Origin of the sequence: Campylobacter concisus, from assembly GCF_015679985.1 — a bacterium.
GTDB classification, from domain to species: domain Bacteria; phylum Campylobacterota; class Campylobacteria; order Campylobacterales; family Campylobacteraceae; genus Campylobacter_A; species Campylobacter_A concisus_AC.
Map to the genome: position 1 here is coordinate 911,680 of NZ_CP049239.1, position 18,810 is coordinate 930,489.

11 protein-coding genes and 2 pseudogenes are annotated in these 18,810 nt (G+C 37.1%); 7 read left to right on the plus strand and 6 right to left on the minus strand.

The window, feature by feature from the left end; genetic code table 11:
• Positions 1 to 97 precede the first annotated feature (97 nt).
• A complete protein-coding gene (locus G5B98_RS04665) occupies positions 98 to 2,671 on the minus strand; it encodes an ATP-dependent Clp protease ATP-binding subunit (protein ID WP_196086172.1) in 2,574 nt (857 codons plus the stop codon).
• A 219-nt stretch (positions 2,672 to 2,890) separates the two neighbouring features.
• Here G5B98_RS04665 and G5B98_RS04670 point away from each other — a divergent pair, with 219 nt between their 5' ends.
• Genes G5B98_RS04670 through G5B98_RS04695 form a run of 6 tightly spaced genes read left to right on the plus strand, consistent with a single transcriptional unit; the run spans position 2,891 to position 7,774 of the window.
• Entirely contained in the window at positions 2,891 to 4,195 is a 1,305-nt protein-coding gene (locus G5B98_RS04670) for a S41 family peptidase (protein ID WP_196086173.1), read from the plus strand.
• A gap of 17 nt (positions 4,196 to 4,212) precedes the next feature.
• Positions 4,213 to 4,923, plus strand: a complete 711-nt coding sequence (gene purC, locus G5B98_RS04675) for a phosphoribosylaminoimidazolesuccinocarboxamide synthase (protein ID WP_196086174.1) — start codon at positions 4,213 to 4,215, stop codon at positions 4,921 to 4,923.
• A gap of 8 nt (positions 4,924 to 4,931) precedes the next feature.
• On the plus strand, positions 4,932 to 5,168 hold the full coding sequence (purS, locus tag G5B98_RS04680) for a phosphoribosylformylglycinamidine synthase subunit PurS (protein ID WP_021091323.1): 237 nt from the start codon (positions 4,932 to 4,934) through the stop codon (positions 5,166 to 5,168).
• A complete protein-coding gene (gene purQ, locus G5B98_RS04685; RefSeq protein ID WP_196086175.1) occupies positions 5,165 to 5,830 on the plus strand; it encodes a phosphoribosylformylglycinamidine synthase I in 666 nt (221 codons plus the stop codon). Before purS ends, purQ begins: the two co-directional genes overlap by 4 nt.
• On the plus strand, positions 5,824 to 7,119 hold the full coding sequence (locus G5B98_RS04690; protein WP_196086176.1) for an SH3 domain-containing protein: 1,296 nt from the start codon (positions 5,824 to 5,826) through the stop codon (positions 7,117 to 7,119). Before purQ ends, G5B98_RS04690 begins: the two co-directional genes overlap by 7 nt.
• Complete coding sequence (locus G5B98_RS04695; protein ID WP_223154721.1) at positions 7,100 to 7,774, plus strand: lysophospholipid acyltransferase family protein; 675 nt, start codon at positions 7,100 to 7,102, stop codon at positions 7,772 to 7,774. The genes G5B98_RS04690 and G5B98_RS04695 overlap by 20 nt, the downstream gene beginning before the upstream one ends.
• A gap of 145 nt (positions 7,775 to 7,919) precedes the next feature.
• Here the strand turns inward: G5B98_RS04695 and G5B98_RS09625 are convergent.
• Positions 7,920 to 8,972 (minus strand): annotated as a pseudogene (locus G5B98_RS09625) (methyl-accepting chemotaxis protein); the annotation flags it as partial.
• A 27-nt stretch (positions 8,973 to 8,999) separates the two neighbouring features.
• Positions 9,000 to 9,896, minus strand: a pseudogene (locus tag G5B98_RS09630) (Cache 3/Cache 2 fusion domain-containing protein); the annotation flags it as partial.
• A 247-nt stretch (positions 9,897 to 10,143) separates the two neighbouring features.
• Between G5B98_RS09630 and htpG the strand changes: the two are divergent.
• Complete coding sequence (htpG, locus tag G5B98_RS04705; RefSeq protein WP_196086177.1) at positions 10,144 to 12,000, plus strand: molecular chaperone HtpG; 1,857 nt, start codon at positions 10,144 to 10,146, stop codon at positions 11,998 to 12,000.
• Positions 12,001 to 12,058: 58 nt separating this feature from the next.
• Here the strand turns inward: htpG and G5B98_RS04710 are convergent, their stop codons facing one another.
• The 3 genes from G5B98_RS04710 to sdhB form a co-directional block, all read right to left on the minus strand.
• Entirely contained in the window at positions 12,059 to 16,765 is a 4,707-nt protein-coding gene (locus G5B98_RS04710; protein ID WP_196086178.1) for a hypothetical protein, read from the minus strand.
• A gap of 214 nt (positions 16,766 to 16,979) precedes the next feature.
• On the minus strand, positions 16,980 to 17,837 hold the full coding sequence (gene sdhE, locus G5B98_RS04715; RefSeq protein WP_196086179.1) for an 8-methylmenaquinol:fumarate reductase membrane anchor subunit: 858 nt from the start codon (positions 17,835 to 17,837) through the stop codon (positions 16,980 to 16,982).
• A 2-nt stretch (positions 17,838 to 17,839) separates the two neighbouring features.
• A complete protein-coding gene (gene sdhB, locus G5B98_RS04720) occupies positions 17,840 to 18,805 on the minus strand; it encodes an 8-methylmenaquinol:fumarate reductase iron-sulfur subunit (RefSeq protein ID WP_196086180.1) in 966 nt (321 codons plus the stop codon).
• Positions 18,806 to 18,810: the final 5 nt, after the last annotated feature.

Here is an 18,810-nt window from a genome sequence, read left to right on the forward strand (position 1 = left end):
TTTAAATAGCTAAACCGCCCTATTTTTTAGATAATTTTTGTATAAAATTTATATGAAGGCTTGGCAAGTTGATTCAACCTGCCAAGTAAATTTGAAGTTATTTTTTCTTAATGATGATCTTCTCACCATCGCTATCGATGGTGATCTCATCGCCGCTTTCAAGCTCATCTTTTAAGATCATATCAGCGATCTTGTCTTCAACTAGCTCGTAAAGTGCTCTTCTAAGAGGTCTTGCGCCATAAACTATGTCAAAGCCAGCTTTTGCGATAAATTTCTTAGCCTCTTCGCTCAAAATTGCCTTGATACCGCGGTTGTGAAGAGTTTTTTCAAGCTCTTTAAACATGATCTCAACGATAGATATCAAACCTTGCTCGTTTAGAGGATTAAATATGATAGTATCATCAAGTCTATTTAAAAACTCAGGTTTAAAGTAGTTTTTAAGCTCGTTTTTAACAGCCACGTCACGGTCTTCGCCCTTTAGCTCCATTATGAAATTTGAAGCGATGTTTGAAGTTAAAATGATGATAGTGTTTTTAAAATCAACCGTTACGCCTTTGTTATCAGTCGCGCGTCCATCATCAAGTATGCCAAGAAGTATGTTAAATACATCCTTGTGAGCCTTTTCAACCTCGTCAAAAAGTATGACTGAGTATGGTCTTCTGCGAACTGCCTCTGTTAGCTGACCACCCTCATCGTAGCCTACATATCCTGGAGGCGCACCAAGAAGCCTGCTCACGCTATGTTTTTCCATATATTCGCTCATATCAAAGCGGATAAGCGCCTTCTCATCGTCAAACAAGAACTTAGCCAAAGCCTTAGCTGACTGAGTTTTACCAACGCCTGTTGGTCCAAGAAATAAAAATGAACCAATCGGCCTTTGACCCTCATTTAGCCCTGCTTTGTTTCTCTTAACAGCACGTGCAAGTGCGTGTAGTGCATCATCTTGACCAACAACGCTCTCTCTTAGATGCTCTTCGATGCGCAGATACTTCTCTTTTTCGCTTGTTAGCATCTTCTTAACTGAAATTCCAGTCCATTTGCTTAAAATTTCAGCCACAAGCTCTTCATCGACTTGATTTTTAAGAAGCACGCCCTCTTTTTTCATGCTCTCCCATTTTTCTTCAAGCTCGTGTTTGTGCTTTTTGGCGTCAGCTATCTTGCCGTATTCTATCTCGGCAGCCTTTTGAAGATCCCCATTTCTTTTTGCTATCTCAGCTTGTGATTTTAAGCTATCGATCTCTTTTGTTGCTTTTGAAATTCCGCCAAAAACGGCCTTTTCGTTTTCAAATTTAGTATCAAGCGCTAGCTTTTTCTCGTTCAGGTCAGCTATCTCTTTTTCGATCTCGCCAAGTCTTTCTTTATTTTTATCAGCATCCTCCATCTTTAGAGCTTCTTTTTCTACTTGAAGCGTTACGATCTCGCGTTTTATCTTTGAAAGCTCGTATGGTTCGCTTTCTATTTGCATCTTAAGCTCAGCTGCTGCCTCGTCTATAAGGTCGATCGCTTTATCTGGTAAGAAGCGGTTTGCAATGTAGCGGTCACTTAACCTTGCTGCGGCAACTAGCGCGCTATCTGTTATCGTGATGCCGTGGTGAACTTCAAGACGCTCTTTTATGCCACGTAAAATTTGAAGTGCCTCATTTACGCTTGGCTCTTTAACGTCTATTGGTTGAAAACGTCTTTGAAGTGCCGCATCTTTTTCAAAGTATTTTCTATACTCTTTTAATGTCGTCGCACCAACAGCGTGAAGCTCGCCACGTGCAAGAGCTGGTTTTAGGATATTTGCAGCATCCATTCCACCCTCGCTCGCACCAGCTCCAACTATGGTGTGAATTTCATCTATAAAAAGTATGATGTTGCCAGCTTTTTTGACCTCGTCGATGACAGCTTTTAATCTATCTTCAAACTCGCCTCTATACTTTGCACCAGCTACGACTGCACTCATATCAAGCGCGATGACACGCTTGTTTGCAAGGCTTGTTGGCACATCACGAGCGACTATCTTTTGAGCCAAGCCCTCAACGATGGCTGTTTTACCAACGCCTGGCTCACCTAATAATATAGGGTTGTTTTTGCTCTTTCTTATTAAAATTTGCATCATCCTAGTGATCTCTTCATCGCGGCCGATGACTGGATCAAGCTCTTTATTTAGCGCTTTTTGCGTGAGATCGATACCAAATTTCTCTAAGCTATCAAGAGTATCATCACCAGTTTGGCTATCTATCTTTTTACCGCCTCTTATGCTCTCAAGGTTCTTTTTGATCTCTAAGATGTCACAAAATTTGCTTAAAATTTGTTTGATCTCACTAAGCTCAAGAGATGAGATGATCCATGTATCAACAGCTATGTAGCTATCGCCCATGCTTACCATCAAAGCTTTTGCATTTTCAAGAGAATTTATAAGTTCTCTTGAAACTGAAACGTTATCTTTTGTAACGTTTGAGCTACTTGGAAGTGAAGAAATTTTACTTTTTACTTCAAGCTCGACAGCGTCTTTACTTACATTCATTTTATTAAACACTTGGTTTAAAATGGAATTGCTATCTGCAAGCAAAGCCCAAAAAATATGAAGTGGAACAACTTGCGGATTTTTAGAAAATATCGCTAAACTAATACCTTTTTCAAGAGTTTCTTGCATCTGAGCTGTTAAATTTTCTGTTATATCAGCCATTAAATCTCCTTGGGTTATTTTATATGGTTGCCATTATATAACTTTAGTCTTATATTGTCAAGTATTTTTATAATGCTTGTCACTCTTTTTATTTAATTGCTAAAATTTGCTGTTATAAATTTGTATCAAAAACTATCCAAAAGCAAAAATATAAGCTTAAATTTATACTTTTTTTAGCCAAAAGCTAATAGAATTGAACCAAAAATTATAGGAGAAATTTTGAATAAATTTAGTAGATTTTTTGCACTAAAAATCACAGGTGCCTTGTTTATATCAAGCGTAGCAGTAAATGCACTTTTTGCAAAGAGTGAAGACGAAGCAAATGCGAAGCTTGAAGCACTTTCAAAGCTTACAAAAACAATTTCAACCGTTGAAAAATACTATGTTGATGACATTAAATTTAAAGAGATCATCGATAAAGCCATTGCTGGTTTAATGCAAAATTTAGATGCTCACTCAAGCTTTTTAAATGAAAAAGCTTACAAAGATATGCAGGTGCAAACAAGTGGAGAATTTGGTGGCCTTGGCATAACAGTAGGCATTAAAGATAGCGCATTAACCGTTATCTCACCGATAGAAGATACCCCAGCTGATAAAGCAGGTATAAAATCGGGCGACATTATCTTAAGGATAGATGGGAACTCAACTATTGGTACAACGATAGATGAGGCAGTAAATAAAATGCGCGGCAAGCCAAAAACTCCAATAACTATCACAATTTTGCGAAAAGGTGAGCAAAAACCATTTGACGTAAAGATCATAAGAGATCTTATAAAAGTTGAGTCTGTCTATGCAAAAATGATAGAAAATGACAACATTCTTTATGTGCGTGTCACAAATTTTGACAAAAATGTTGTTACAAAGGTAAAAGAAGCGATCAAAGAATATCCAAAAGCAAGTGGCATCATACTTGATCTTAGGAATAACCCTGGCGGACTTTTAAATCAAGCTGTTGATCTAGTTGATCTTTTTGTAGATAACGGCGTCATCGTCTCTCAAAAAGGTCGCGACGCATCTGAAAATGTAGAGTATAAAGCAAGTGCTAGTAAAACTCTTTCAAAACTACCGCTTGTTGCACTAGTAAATGGCGGAAGTGCTAGTGCTAGCGAGATCGTAAGTGGCTCACTTCAAGATCATAAACGTGCTGTAATAATCGGCGAAAATACCTTTGGCAAAGGAAGCGTCCAAGTGATCCTACCAATAGACGACACCGAAGCACTAAGACTAACCATCGCAAGATACTACTTGCCAAGTGGTAGAACTATCCAAGCAGTTGGCGTAACACCTGATGTAGTCGTGCATCCTGGCAAAGTGCCGCAAAGTGACGATAGTGCATTTAGCATCAAAGAGAGCGAGCTAAAAGCACACCTAAAAAGCGAGCTAAATAAGATAAATCCTACAAGCGAGGGCAATAAAACTGAAGCAAAAGATGATAAAAAGATAATCACGCAAAAAAAAGTTGATGAAGATATTCAATTAAAAACAGCAATTGATACGATCAAAATTTTAAAAATAAAACAATAAATTAGAAGGAGATCTCCATGCAAAAAAGAGAGCTTATTTACGAGGGAAAAGGTAAAAAAATGTATGCCACAGACGATGCAAATCTGCTTGTGGCTGAATTTAAAGACGATCTAACAGCATTTGATGCTCAAAAAAGAGGCAACGAAGCTGGTAAAGGCGCATTAAATAATAAAATTTCAACACAGCTTTTTAAGCTTTTGGAGAGTAAAAGCATCGTGACTGACCTAGTTGAGACTATCAGCGACACTGAGCAAGTAGTCAAAAAATGCGAGATTATTCCTCTTGAAGTTGTTGTTAGAAACATTGCAACTGGTTCACTAAGTAAAAGACTTGGCATAAAAGAAGGCACGGTTTTACCTTTTACGCTTGTTGAGTTTTACTACAAAAACGATGATTTGCACGATCCATTAGTAACCGATGAGCACTGTATCATTATGGGATTAGTAAAGAGTGAAAAAGATCTTCAAACTCTAAGACACACAGCAAGAGAGATCAACTCTATATTATTTAAATTTTTTGCCGAAAGAGATCTAAAACTAGTTGATTTTAAAATAGAATTTGGTATCGACAAAGATGGCAATATCATTTTAGCTGATGAGATAAGCCCTGATAGTTGTAGATTCTGGGATGCTAAAACTAATGAAAAACTTGACAAAGATAGATTTAGACAAGATCTTGGTAGCGTAAAAGTTGCTTATGAAGAAGTTTTAAGAAGAATTTTATCATAAGGACAAAGATGAAAGCTGTTGTAAATATAGCATTAAGAAGTGGGGTCCTTGACCCTGCTGGCAAAGCAGTAGAGCACGCTTTAAATTCTCTCGGATTTAGTGGTGTATCAAATGTCAGGATAGGCAAACAAATTGTTTTAGATATCGATGAGAGTGATAAAGCTAAAGCGAATGAGCAGCTAAAAGTGATGTGCGAAGAGCTTTTAGCAAATACCGTCATCGAAGACTATGAGATCGTGCTATGAAAGTAGCGATAATACTTTTTCCTGGCACAAACTGCGAAGAAGACACAGCTCACGCATTTAAATTACTTGGATGCCAAACACAGATCATTTGGCACAAAGAAGATAAGATTGATGCTGATCTAGTCGTACTTCCAGGCGGTTTTAGCTATGGAGATTATCTAAGAACAGCTGCAATAGCCAAATTTAGCCCAGCGATGCAGGCTGTAAAAGAGCATGCAAAAAAAGGCGGCTATATCTTAGGAATTTGCAATGGTTTTCAGATGCTGCTTGAGCTTGGGCTCTTAAAGGGTGCAATGAGAAGAAATGAAAATTTAAATTTCGTTTCAAAATATCACCACCTAAAGGTAATCTCAAATAACAATAAATTCTTAGTAAATTTAGCCAAAAACGAAGTAGTTAATATCCCTATTGCTCATGGCGAGGGCAACTATTATACTGACGAAAACACTCTAAAAGGCCTTTACGACAACGATCAAGTACTACTAAAATACTGTGATGCTAAAGGCAACGAAATAAATCCAAACGGCTCAGTCGATAGCATAGCAGGAATTTGTGATGAGAGCAAAAAGATTTTTGGTCTTATGCCTCACCCAGAGCGCGCTTGTGAGAACATTTTAGGTACAGATGATGGTATAAAGATGCTAAAAGGCCTAGTTTGGTAAAACATTTTCTTTTTATCTCCCTACTCGTACTAAATTTATTTGCTGCAAATACCGATGAAGTCAGCGTTTTTGACATGATGGACGAAGCTAGGGAGGATAAATTTGTAAATAGCCCTACTTCAAATCCAAAAACTCAAAAACCGCCAAAAGAACAAGATTTTTCAAGAAAATTTGTATCACCACAGCCAGAGCGTATCACTCCAGAGCAGATGCGAAACATCGTGCCAACAAACGAGCCAGATATTAGCGTCCCAGACAATCAAGTATATGACAAGATCAAAGTAAAAGAGCTTCTTTTAAAAGCCACAAATGTACCAAAAAATGTTGTTATAGGAGAAATTTTTAGTATTGAGATAGTGGCTGATACACAAAATGACTTTGAGTTTGAGTTTGAGACACAGCTTGATGAAACAAATATCAAATGGCTAAATAAGAAAAATTTTCAATGGGTAAAAAGCGAAGACAACAAATATGTAGGTACTTTTTATCTTGAGGCAACAAGCATTGACGCAAAGACTTTAAAAGTTAGTTTAATCCTAAAAAGAAATGGCGAGAACTATCAAAACTCTAGCATAAATATCTTCTTGCCAAAGCTAAAAGAGCTTAGAAGCGATGAGAACTACAACCATATCGTGGCCGATAATCTTGAAGTTAAGAAATTTAAGACAACAAAATTTGATGATATAAATAATATTATGGTCGTTGAAATTTACGGCAACAACGTAGATCTAAGCGCCTTTAATATTGAAAATAAAACGATATTAAAGCAAGGCGTAGATACGATAAATGGCGACTTTAACTCACAAAGTGCATATTATTTTGCAGTATTTAAGCCAAATAAAAAATCGCTTGACTTTAATTATTACAACCTAAGAAAGGCCAAATTTGAAAGCTTTTCTTTACCAGTGAGTGTCGAAGATGACGATGTCAGCACACAAATCGGACTAAACCCAAAACAAAGTGAGTTTAGCACCTATAAAGATGTCACGATCTACTCTTGTGCGGTAATTTTTATATTATTAGCTATTTGGCGCAGAAGGCTTAGCTACTTTTTCGTAGCAGCCATTTTTATAGCACTTGGAATTTATACCTACAACCCTTTTGGTAAGGCTGTTCTAAAACCAGATATTAGCGTTTCGATATTGCCTACAAAAAACTCAACCATCTTTTACACATCTCGTAAAAATGAGAATGTAGAAATTTTAGACACCAAAGGTGACTACTCAAAAATTTTATTTACTGATGGTAAGATTGGCTGGGTAAAAAAGGATAATCTTGTCAAAAATTAGAGCTTTATTTTTTGCTATTGAGTTTGTTATCAGCGTTGTTCTAGTCGTCTTTTTTATGTGGCTATTTAATGACAAAAATAGAGCCATAAGAAAATTTTGGGGAAGATCACAAAGGTTTTTTGGTGGCTATAAACTTGAAGTGATAGGCAATTTTAGTGATGAAGCAAATATCTTGCTCATAAACCACCAAAGCATGCTTGATATCATCGTCATCGAAGAGCTTCACCCAAAAAATGTATGCTGGATCGCAAAGGCACAGATCGGCAAAATTCCTATAATTGGTAAAATTTTAAGCTTGCCAAAAATGATAGCGGTTGAGCGTGAAAATAAACACTCTCTTATAAAGCTTTTAAGCGAAGCAAAAGATAGGGTTGAAAATGGTCGTGTTTTAGCGATATTTCCCGAAGGAACTAGATCTCAGACCAATAAACTTTTGCCTTTTAAAGGTGGTGCAAAACTATTAGTTGAAAAGCTGAATTTAAAAGTTCAACCTATCGTTATAGTAGGAAGCGATGCTATGAAAGTGAAAGAATTTAGCTTTAAAAAAGCAGATATCAAGCTCTTTTGCCTTGATTTAGTCGATACTTCAAAAGAAAACTGGCTAGAGGCAACTAGAGAGAGTATGCAAAAAGTCCTAGACGAAAATAGAAAATAAATTTAGTTTTGCAAATTTACAAAGCCCCCCCTTCTATATCATTATCTATAAAAATTTGATTTTATATACTAGAAATTTTTATCAATAAATTTAAAAAGGTCTAGCAAGAGCTAGACCTAAAAATATTAGTTTTGCAGATAAGTTCTTAAGTTCTAAAGACACTAAGTTTTGAATTTAATGCATCTGTCATCTTGTTTAGATGTTCTGCTGCTGAAGCTATCTCTTCGACACTTCTAGCATTTTCAGATGAAATTTGGTTGATATTTGAGATGCCTTCCATGATTTCATTTACATTTTTGCCAGTTACAATGTAGTCTTGCATAGTCTTATCAGACATTACTATGGCATTATTCATTGTCTCACTCATAACATTTATAGTTTTTTCAACGTCGCTTGCCACGTGAGTTAGCTCTTGGATCTGTTTAGAGTTGATACCCATTTGCTCACTGCTATCATTGATCGCTTGAACGATGACATTGATAGTTGCATTTATCTCAGTTAAACTCTTTTGAGTCCTCTCAGCTAGCTGTCTAACTTCATCAGCAACAACGGCAAAGCCACGTCCATGTTCACCTGCTCTTGCAGCCTCAATAGCTGCGTTAAGTGCAAGTAAATTTGTTTGATCAGCTATATCATTGATAACAACAAGAACTGATTTTACCTGCTCGGCATCACGGCTAAGCTGATCGATCTTATCAGCCATTTGATTTTCTACATTAGCAGAATCAATAATCTGCGCCGATAGCGATCTTATAGCTTCAGTTGCCGTTTTTATATGTGTGCTTGCTTTTTGAAGATCGTCTTTGCCAGCTTGAGCTACCGCTAAAGATTCTTTCATATTTTCTTGCATTACTTTACATCTTTGATTTGTCTCTTCTACTATTTCAGTTGATTTTTCTACACGTTTGCCTGTTTGTAGAGATGTAGAACTAAGCTCATTTGCAACGGAGCTATTTTCGCTTGAAAGGTGCTTTGTATCACTTATTAATATTCTTATTCTTTCAATAAAATCATTTATATCTCTACTTATTTTAGCTATCTCATCTTTACCATAAATAGGAATTTTAATTGTAAAATCAGATGTTATCGCATTTAAATTTGCTCCTAGTCTATCGATAGGATTTGCAACCATCTTCTTAAGCAAGAACATCGAAACAGCTATCAAAAGTAAGGTAACTATGATGCTTGCTATGATGAAATTTTTACTAACTACTTTTAGTGGTGTTAAAAAATCATCAGTAACAGCTGAACCTAAAACCATCCAGTCTAGTTTATCAAATGACTCAAAAGCAACTATGCAGTCAACCCCATCAATTATAATAGGCTCAATACCCTTTCCTTTTTTAACAATATTATCCATAGTAGTTTTTAATTCGCTATTTAGCTCTTGATCTGCCTTAGTTGGATGGAAGTCAAATTTACCAGTTTTAGTATTGTAAAGAGAAAAATATCCATGCTTACCAAGTTTCATCTCAGAAAAAGTCTTTTTCATATTGTTTAATCCCTCGGTAGGATCATAACCAACAAATAAAATTCCTATTACCTCGTTATTTTCAATAATAGGATCATAAATACTCATATAGTTGCGTCCAAATAAATTTACAACGCCTATATACTTCTCTTTATTCATGATATTTTTATAGGCTTGACCGTTTTTGTCAATCATCGTACCAACAGCTCTACTACCATCAGCCTTCGTCACCGATGTACTAACTCTTAAAAAATTATCACCCGATTTTGCAAAAATGGTTGAAATTCCGCCTTTTGTAGCGTTATTAAATTTATCTAGAATATCGTAGTTATTGTTTAAAATACCATTTTGAGATATTAGTTCTATCGCTTCGTATTTACCAGTCTTGCTCATCTGGTGATTAGTTGAAATTTTTCCAATCATCTCTTTGAAAACACTCATTATTAGCTCTGCACTACTTACATTATCTTTTTCAAATAATTTAACCGTATTCATAGCAAGCTCTACATTTTGCTCTACTGTAGTAAGCACACCATCTTTTATCTCACGCTCTAAAATATTTGATGTATACACGACAAAACATATCATAGATACCGCCAAAACCGTAGCAATCGTTGCTGAAACTTTTACCAAAATGCTTCGTAAATTCATTTTGTCTCCTTTTTCTAAAAATTTTCGCCTTGATTATAGCACCATTTTAAATAAACTTTATACAAGAATGCATAATTAATAATAATTAATAAATTATCATTATTATTTTATTCATAAACTATAACTTTTTTGAAATCATTTTAAAAAATTAATTTAAAAACCTTGATAGTAATACTATCAAGGTTAAGTATATTTTTATCACTTTGTGTTATAATCTGCCAAAAATTTTAAAACAAGGAAAAGAAAAATGGCAGATAAATTTGAATTTCAAACCGAGGTCAATGACCTTTTAAATTTAATGATCCACTCTCTTTACTCAAATAAAGAGATATTTTTAAGAGAGCTCATCTCAAACTCAAATGACGCTCTTGACAAGCTAAACTACTTATGCTTGACCGATGAAAAATATAAAAACTTAAGCTACACTCCGAGGATCGACATCAAAGTAGATGAGAAAGCTAAGACTTTAACCATCAGCGACAATGGTATCGGCATGGATAAGGACGAGCTCATCGCAAATTTAGGTACCATCGCAAGAAGTGGCACAAAAGGTTTTATGAAAAATTTAAGCGGCGATGCAAAAAAGGATAGCTCGCTGATCGGTCAGTTTGGTGTTGGCTTTTACTCAGCATTTATGGTGGCAAACAAGATCGAGGTCATAAGCAAACGAGCACTTAGCGACAAAGCCTATAAATGGACATCTGATGCAAAAAGCTATGAGATCGAAGATGCTAAAAAAGATAGCTTTGGAACGGACATCATCTTGCATTTAAACGATGATGAGTTTGCAAATTCTTGGCGTATCGAAGAGATAGTCAAGAAGTATTCAAATCACATTCCTTATCCTATATTTATGGATAAACAAAGCTATGTCGCTCCAAAAGAAGGCGAAAAAGAGGGCACTTATGAGACTAAAAACGAGCAAATAAACAAGGCAAATGCGCTTTGGAGGCTAAATAAAGCTAGCCTTAAAGAGCAAGATTATAACGACTTTTATAAGCAAATTTCTCACGACAGTAGCGATCCACTCCTTTATATCCACACAAAGGCTGAGGGCAAGATCGAGTACTCAACTCTATTTTATGTGCCAAGCACCGAGCCATTTGATCTATTTAGAGTCGATTATCAAAGTGGCGTAAAGCTTTATGTAAAAAGGGTTTTCATAACTGATGATGCAAAAGAGCTTTTGCCGCCATATTTAAGATTCATCAAAGGCGTAATCGATGTTGAAGACTTGCCGCTAAACGTTAGCCGTGAAATTTTACAAGAGAATGCGATCATGAGAAGTGTCAAAGAGCAAAGCGTGAAGAAAATTTTAAGCGAGCTTGCAAAGTTAAAAGATAACGACCGAGAAAAATACATAAAATTTTACAAACTGTTTGGCAAGGTTTTAAAAGAGGGACTTTACGGCTTTAATGCTGAAAAAGAACAAATTTTAGATCTTTGCCTATTTAAAAGCTCAAAAAGAGATGGGCTTATCAGCCTAAAAGAATACAAAGAGGCAATGAAAGAGGATCAAAAGTCGATCTACTACATCAGCGGCAACAACGAAAATATGCTAAAAAATTCTCCACTTCTAGAAAGCTTTAAGAAAAACGACATCGAAGTACTTATTATGGACGAGGAGATCGACACGATCGTAATGCCAATGGTTAATGAATTTGACAAAACACCTCTAAAATCAGTCTCACACGCTGACATAAATGACGAGATAAAAAGCGATGAGAAGGTTGATGAGAGCAAGGTTGCAAATACGCTTGTTAAAATGAAAGAAATTTTAAAAGATGAAGTCAAAGATGTAAGGCTTAGCTCAAGACTCTCAAGCTCCGCTGCGGTGCTAATTTATGATAAAAACGATCCTGATTACGCTATGCAAGAGATGTTAAAACAAATGGGACAAGGTGCAAACGCTCCAAAAGTTAAACCGATCTTGGAGATCAATGCTGATCATGAAATTTTTGCAAAACTCGAGAAAAATGAGGCGATGGTTTATGACATAGCGCCTTTGCTTCTTAATATGGCAAGGCTAAATGAGGGCATGAGCCTAGAAAATCCTGCCAAATTTTCAGAACTTCTAACAAAAGTGATGATAAAAGCTATCTAAATTTATAAAGCCCAAGAGAAATTTTGGGCTTTAATCTACTTCTATAAATTTAAATTTCTTATAATAAATCGACCTGTACACCATCTTGGATCTCAAGAAAAACAGTGTGTCTTGTGTTTATTGTATTTCCATTGATGGTTTCTTGGCGATTAAATGTCGCTTTATATACTTGATTTACTGCGTCACCCTCGCTTGTGACATCTACTTTGTTGTATATGTCACCGACAACGCTATGTTTTCTATTTAGCGTAGCAACATCAGCTTTTGTAGCTTTTACAAAGTCATGTGTGAGCTGTACTAGGTCTTTGCTGTCGCCTATTACCTTTAGCACTGTATTTACGCTCTCACTAGCTACACTATTGCTTGCATCCCTTGTGTTTCTGCTATCAACAATATCAAAGACACCATCTGGGCTAAATTTTATAGATACCGCTTGATCGGCACTTCCTAGCTGGATCTTTTCAAAGTTATTTATCTTTTTAACGTTATCTAAATTTGAAAAATCTATATCATCAACGACTATCAGAGTATCCACACCACCTCTGCCATCTATCACTCTACCTTTACTATAAACAAAGGCATCGTCTAGGTTACCACCTTTTATATCGCCCTCTTGTCTTAGATATACTAGATCGCCAAAATTTGATTCGCCGTATTTACTAGCGTCACTTAGCTCGTAAGAATTTGTAGTCCCTATCTTTTTTAGATGTCCATTTTGAATAAGTGCTTCAACGTAATTATTACTAAAGAGATGCGTGCCGCTGCCTTGTGCTCCAACTAGCATAGATGAAGGATATGGATCTTGAGGGCCATAAGTGTTTGCTACACTTTTTGGAAGCATATATAAAGATAAGTTCATCTCACCAGTTCCGTCCATATACTCCATATCAAGTTTATAAAAACCAGCTTTATCAAATGTAAAATCCCTACTCCACCACTGACCATTTTTACCATACGATGCTTCCGTAGCTGGGTTTATATACGTTGTTGGACTTCCAAATTTTTGTGTCGTTCCATTTATAGTAAGCTCTGCATAGTTATGCAAGTCTGCTGCTCTTACAGAGTATATTCCAGGTGCACTTACATATATCCAGCCATTCATCTTCATAACAAGATCAGATCCAACAGGATTTGACTCACCAAGGGTATAATTGCCGGGTCTACCTTTTAAAACACCATTTGCAAAGCCTATGTTATCACCAGTGCCAGCAGCAGTATCGACACCATTTCTAAATTTCTTTGGTGCATATGGATTAGACGCATCGTATAAGGCACTATCTCCATGTCTACCAACTCTAGCTAAATCCTCTGCATGCATATTTCCTTGATTAGACAAAGTCTTATAGTGTGTTCCTGAAGCAAACTGCATAACATCATAGGTAGTAGAGGCACTTGGGGAATAAATTTCCATATAGTCTTTATAAATAGACTTACCTCCTCGCGTACTATAAACACCAGAATTGTTACCAACTCTAGCTCTCCATGACGGATCTACGTAGTTGTAAAACCACATATCAGCATCAAGACCACTGTTGCCAATAAATGTAACAGTGCTAATAGATACGTTTCCTGCGACGTCAGAATTTTTTATCATAAAATTTGCCCCAGTGCTATTGGCTGATAGGGCAAAATTTTCAGAATAGCTATGTGTATTATCAAGAGACGAGCTTTTGTGAACAGAATTTAGCAAATCATAAAGATCGACTTTATTTATGGTATTTTTATTAAGAGTGTTGTTGCCATTTGAGTCGGTTCCGATACTACCTGAAATATCTACACTAGTAACATTAGACGTAGCATTTGGTGTGCCTATCGCATCTGGAGTAGCATCAAGATCGACTCGAACCAAGAGATCATCATCTTTTGTTTCATCACTTTTTAAAACAGTCGCTCTAATATTTGAGTATCTTTTATCTAGCTTTATCCCAAGCGCTTCAAAATCCATATTTACACGCTTGTCCGCACCTACAACTAGGTCTATATAGTTTTGTCCGTTTGGTAAAATTTTAGCATCACCATGATCATCTTCAAGAGCTAAACGAAGCTTGGTTCCAGGAGCACGGTCTACACCAAAGACTATATTTGGCTGCTCATCGTTAGTAAGCGAAATATTGTACTCTTTTATAGTTTTGCTCTCATTATCAAAGTTATTTTTCTGAATAACTTTTTCATTATCTCCTGCTCTTAAGTATTTTGCGATATTTATAACTCCTCCATCTATCTGCGTAGCAAGCTTTACATCGTCAATATACTCTAAAATTCCAAAGTCAAATAATCTACCACGGACACCATCAGTCGTCGTAGCCTCGCCAGGTGTTGTGATAGTCGCTCTAACCGGCGTAGAATGATCCATAGAAATAGGAACGTCTGGTATGCTAAATTTACCACCAGCTATTGGAAGCGGTGCCGAACCATCACTTGGTATAGCTGTTAATCCATCGTCGCTTATGGTATATTTGACAGTTGTTGTAACAGATGGTATGGTAGGAGTTGATATCGTGACGTTTATGCTGCTTCCTGGTTTTGTATTATTAGGCAGGTAGATATCAAGATCGCTTTGAGTTGATGACGAGCCAGAAGGAGTTGTGATACTATCTATCAGTCCATCACCATCATTGTCTCTTGCAAACTGCACCTTTATGCTATTATCTAGAGTTATCTTGTCTGTGACTGGGGCTGCTTTATTGCCGGCTTTGTCAGTAAATGTAGTTGTAAAATTTGTCGTAAGCCCATAAAGCCTTGTGGTGGTCTCTATAGTACCATTATTTACACTAATAGGTACACCATCATCTCTCGTGGCACTATACACACCAGACGTGTTTTGAGAAATTTTAATAGTGATTTTATCTGTTTCACCATCACTTCCTGTGATATCTATCTCAAATTTATCACCATCTTTTGCATCGTTTGGAATTTTTATCTTTATCGGTGTCTTTACGCCATCAGGGCTAAAGCCACTCTCTTTGCTGGTTAGAACACCATCTTTATCGTTATCTTTTGCAAACTGTACATGTGGGGACTTAATAGGTGCAACCATGTCGCTTGAAATTTCACTCACGCTTGAAGCTTTGGGGGTGCCAGTCGTGCCATCAATGATCGTCGTACTTAGCCTTTTTATGCTTGGATCGCTCGAGTTTGTTGGATCAGCAATTGTAATCTTGCCATTTTCTATAGGGATAATTTCTGTGCCACCATCAAGCGTAGCGGTAAGTCCGTCAGATGAGATGGTATATGTCTTTGTTATGCTTGTTGGTGTACTAGCTGGATCATCAACTTTTATACGGATCTTGTCGCCAGCTGTAGCATTGTTTGGCACATAAATATCTATCATTAAGGCTGCGCTACCACTTTTTGCGAGCTCGGCTAAATTTATCATGCCATCTTTATTCTCATCAAGTGTAAAAACAGCGATTGGGTCATTGTTATTTGCTATGGTTATGGTTTCAGTTGCACCTGGATTGCCCGACTTACTTATCATTTGGATATTTACATTTGTTGGAGTTGAAGATGAAATTTTAACCGCATTTGCTACGTTAAAACCGACATTTCCACCACTTTCACTTGTGAGCGGATAGCTCTCGCCACTCTCTTTATCTGTAAGCGTGTTTTGTGATGTTTTAACCAGTACCTTTTCATACAAGGTTCCGTCAGGATCAGTGGTAGTTAGTTTTATCTTGTCACCTATTTTCATATTTGGCGATAAGATGACCTTTGCATTATCACTTGGTGTGCTAATTGCTGGATTAAAGCTATTTTCGCTTGCATCTATGACGCCATCTCGGTTTAAATCTTTACCCAAAACTACCTTTTTAAAAGCAAGAGCTGGAGTGATAGTGTCAACACTTGTGGCTATATTTGCCACAGATGAGTTAGTACCATTTGCCAGAGTGATACTAGAATTTACACTAAATGTAGCATTTGGAGTGATAGCGACACTTGGAATGATAAATTCTTTTTGCTCTGGGTTTGTAGCATTTGACGAAATAGGTAAAATTTCATTTGGATTATTTATATTTATCACGCTTGTACCAGCTTGATCAACCTTATAAACAAGCATGGTCTTTACACCGTTATTTACGACTTCCAATGTCACTTTGTCGTTTGGCTTAAAGTCATTATTAAAGGCAACCGCTATACTTGTATAATTTGGATCACCATCTGCTTCTACAATATTTATATAGCCGTCGCCATCAATGTCTTTTAAAATTCTAACACTTGGTGCCACAATAACCGGAGCGCTCTCTTTTTGCTCTACCGCTGCTACCGCACCGCTAATAGACCTATGTGCCAATGCCGACTCTTTTAATATGACTGGCAGTACAACCGCACCACCATCAACACTAATAATATTTGAGATATGACCTTGTGTATCAAAATTTAAACCATTTATGCTTGCAAAGCTACTACCGTGGTTTGAGCCATGAGAACTATGACTTGCGTTATGAGAGCTGTCGTCTTCGCCTTTGTTTTTTGTTTCTTCATTCTCAACAAGAAAATTTCTCTTATCTTCTTCTATCTGGGCTTCGCTGCCTTGCGTATTAAAATTTGCTTTTGATAGCTCTTTTGTGATGACGATAGTTTGGGGCTCAAGTAGCGCAATAGGCGAAGCGTGATAGAAATTTATAACGACTGTATCACCGCTGCTTTGTGTTATGATCTCGTCGCCTAAAAATATCTCATCTCCCTGTTTTAGTGCGATCAACTTTCCATTGCGTTTTACAAATACTTTTCCACTTATTTTTGCGACTATACCAACGTTTTGCATATTTAGTCCTTTAAATTTAATAATCAATCCATTTAAAATTTCACGCGATTATAGCTAAAAAATATTTTATATAAATAAAAGAATTTACATAATAAATTTTATTATTTTTGATCCATTTTTATATTAAAAATTTTTATAAAATGCCAAATTTGCTTTGTTTGTAATAGAAAAATAAATTTTAAGAATTTCCCACGCCAAAAGACGTGGGATAAATTTAAGCTATCTTGGTAGCGTCGATGATGTTTAGATCAAGTCCAAGATCTTCAACAGATAGACCAAGTGCAAGACCTACAAGCTGAGACAGGTGAATGATTGGCTTTCTCACGTTTGAGTGGTTTTCATCTTGATATCTCTCTTGGTAGATGTCAAGTTGCATTTGACAAAGCGGGCATGGTGTGACAACTACGTCAGCGCCGTTTTCATCGGCGTTATTTACGATCTGGCTTGACATTTTTCTTACAGATGTGCCAGCTGGGTAGCTAGCGTGGAATCCGCAGCAGTCAAGTCTTTTCTCAAATGGCACAATAGTAGCACCAAGTGCGCCTACAACGGTTTCAAAGCTCTTTGGATTGACTGAGCTTTCTCTATTATGTAGATCTTTTTCAGGTCTTAGGCTGTGGCAGCCGTAAAATAGCGCTACTTTTAGCCCGCTAAGTGGTTTAACAACCTTTGCTCTTAGCGTTTCTACGTTTTGATAAAGCACCCAAAGAAGGCTTGTGATCTCAATTGAGCCATTGTATTTCATATTACCCTCAGCCAAGAAAGTATTTATGCGGTCCTTTGCACCCTTATCAAGCGTAGTTTTAGCTCTTGTTAGAGTTAGCATGCAAGTTGAGCATGTCGTAAGCATAGGCATATTCATCTGTTCAGCAAGCGCTATATTTCTAGCATTTGCCACAAGCGTAGCGATAGGATCGACGTCTTGTGCTTGTTGGGCACCACAGCAGCTCCAGCCCTTTATCTCGTGAAGCTTCCAGCCAAGTATCGGAGCGATAGCCTCAAGCGACATCTTAGCCTCTTTAGCTGCTTGAGAGAGTACGCATCCTGGAAAAAAAGCGAATTCGTTTTGCATAATTACTCCTTACTAGCAGCTTTGCGAGCCGCATTTATCATTTTTACTAGATCATCATGTCTTTCTATGTCCTCTTCGCCGAAAATATGAAGTGGATTCATCTTACCTGCAAGCATTAAATTTGCAGCGATATCCATTTTGCCCATATTTCTAAACACTCCCTCAGAGCGAAGCGCAAGCTTGATCTCATTTAGTCTGCCTGAGCCATCAACTAGATCAGTTAAGAATGCTTCAGCGTGATCTGGTCCCATACCATCATCAAAGCCTTTTTGTATAGCCATGATGCGAAGATCAGTTATGTCTTTACATGCGCTTATGCCTTTTGGACAGCGATCAGCACACTCTTGGCACTTTACGCACATCCAAAGACCATTATCGATAGCTGGTTTTAGGTGCGGCATAGGATCTTTGCTGCGTGAGTCAAAGGCAGCTCTATAAGCATGCACAAATACAAATGGCTGCATATAATCGCTCGCATCAGCTTCAAGTTTATTACACTCACTAGCGCACGCTCCGCAAAGTATGCAGTCCCATTCAAGCGCTACTTTTTCATACTCTTTTTGACTTTGCTTACAGCCTTTTTCTGCGCTAAATTCTGACTTAGCAGTAATGCTAGGCTTTATCTTGCGTAAATTTTCGATACTTGGTTCCCAGTCCACCATAAGATCAGAGATGACCCTGAAATTTCCAAGTGGAGAAATTCTTATGCTCTCTGGATTGTCATACTCAGCCAAAAGCTCATTCATCTTTGTATCACAGGCTAGATATGAGTGTCCATTTACTCTAACAGCGCACGCTCCACATATCGCTGAACGGCAAGATGCTGTGAAATTTAACGTCGCATCCTTTTTTTGTTTGATATCAAGAAGCACTGTTAAAAGAGTTTTGCCTTTGATCTCTTCATTTGTTAGCTCATAAGTTGATTCATATTTTTTAGTTCCGTCAAAGCGGTCGATAATAATTTTCATCCTAG

Excerpts from the sequence above, each read along its gene's own strand:
- G5B98_RS04665 (WP_196086172.1), bottom strand. The coding sequence starts at position 2,671 with ATGGCTGATATAACAGAAAATTTAACAGCTCAGATGCAAGAAACTCTT.
- purC (WP_196086174.1), top strand. The coding sequence starts at position 4,213 with ATGCAAAAAAGAGAGCTTATTTACGAGGGAAAAGGTAAAAAAATGTAT.
- purS (WP_021091323.1), top strand. The coding sequence starts at position 4,932 with ATGAAAGCTGTTGTAAATATAGCATTAAGAAGTGGGGTCCTTGACCCT.
- purQ (WP_196086175.1), top strand. The coding sequence starts at position 5,165 with ATGAAAGTAGCGATAATACTTTTTCCTGGCACAAACTGCGAAGAAGAC.
- htpG (WP_196086177.1), top strand. The coding sequence starts at position 10,144 with ATGGCAGATAAATTTGAATTTCAAACCGAGGTCAATGACCTTTTAAAT.
- G5B98_RS04710 (WP_196086178.1), bottom strand. The coding sequence starts at position 16,765 with ATGCAAAACGTTGGTATAGTCGCAAAAATAAGTGGAAAAGTATTTGTA.
- sdhE (WP_196086179.1), bottom strand. The coding sequence starts at position 17,837 with ATGCAAAACGAATTCGCTTTTTTTCCAGGATGCGTACTCTCTCAAGCA.
- sdhB (WP_196086180.1), bottom strand. The coding sequence starts at position 18,805 with ATGAAAATTATTATCGACCGCTTTGACGGAACTAAAAAATATGAATCA.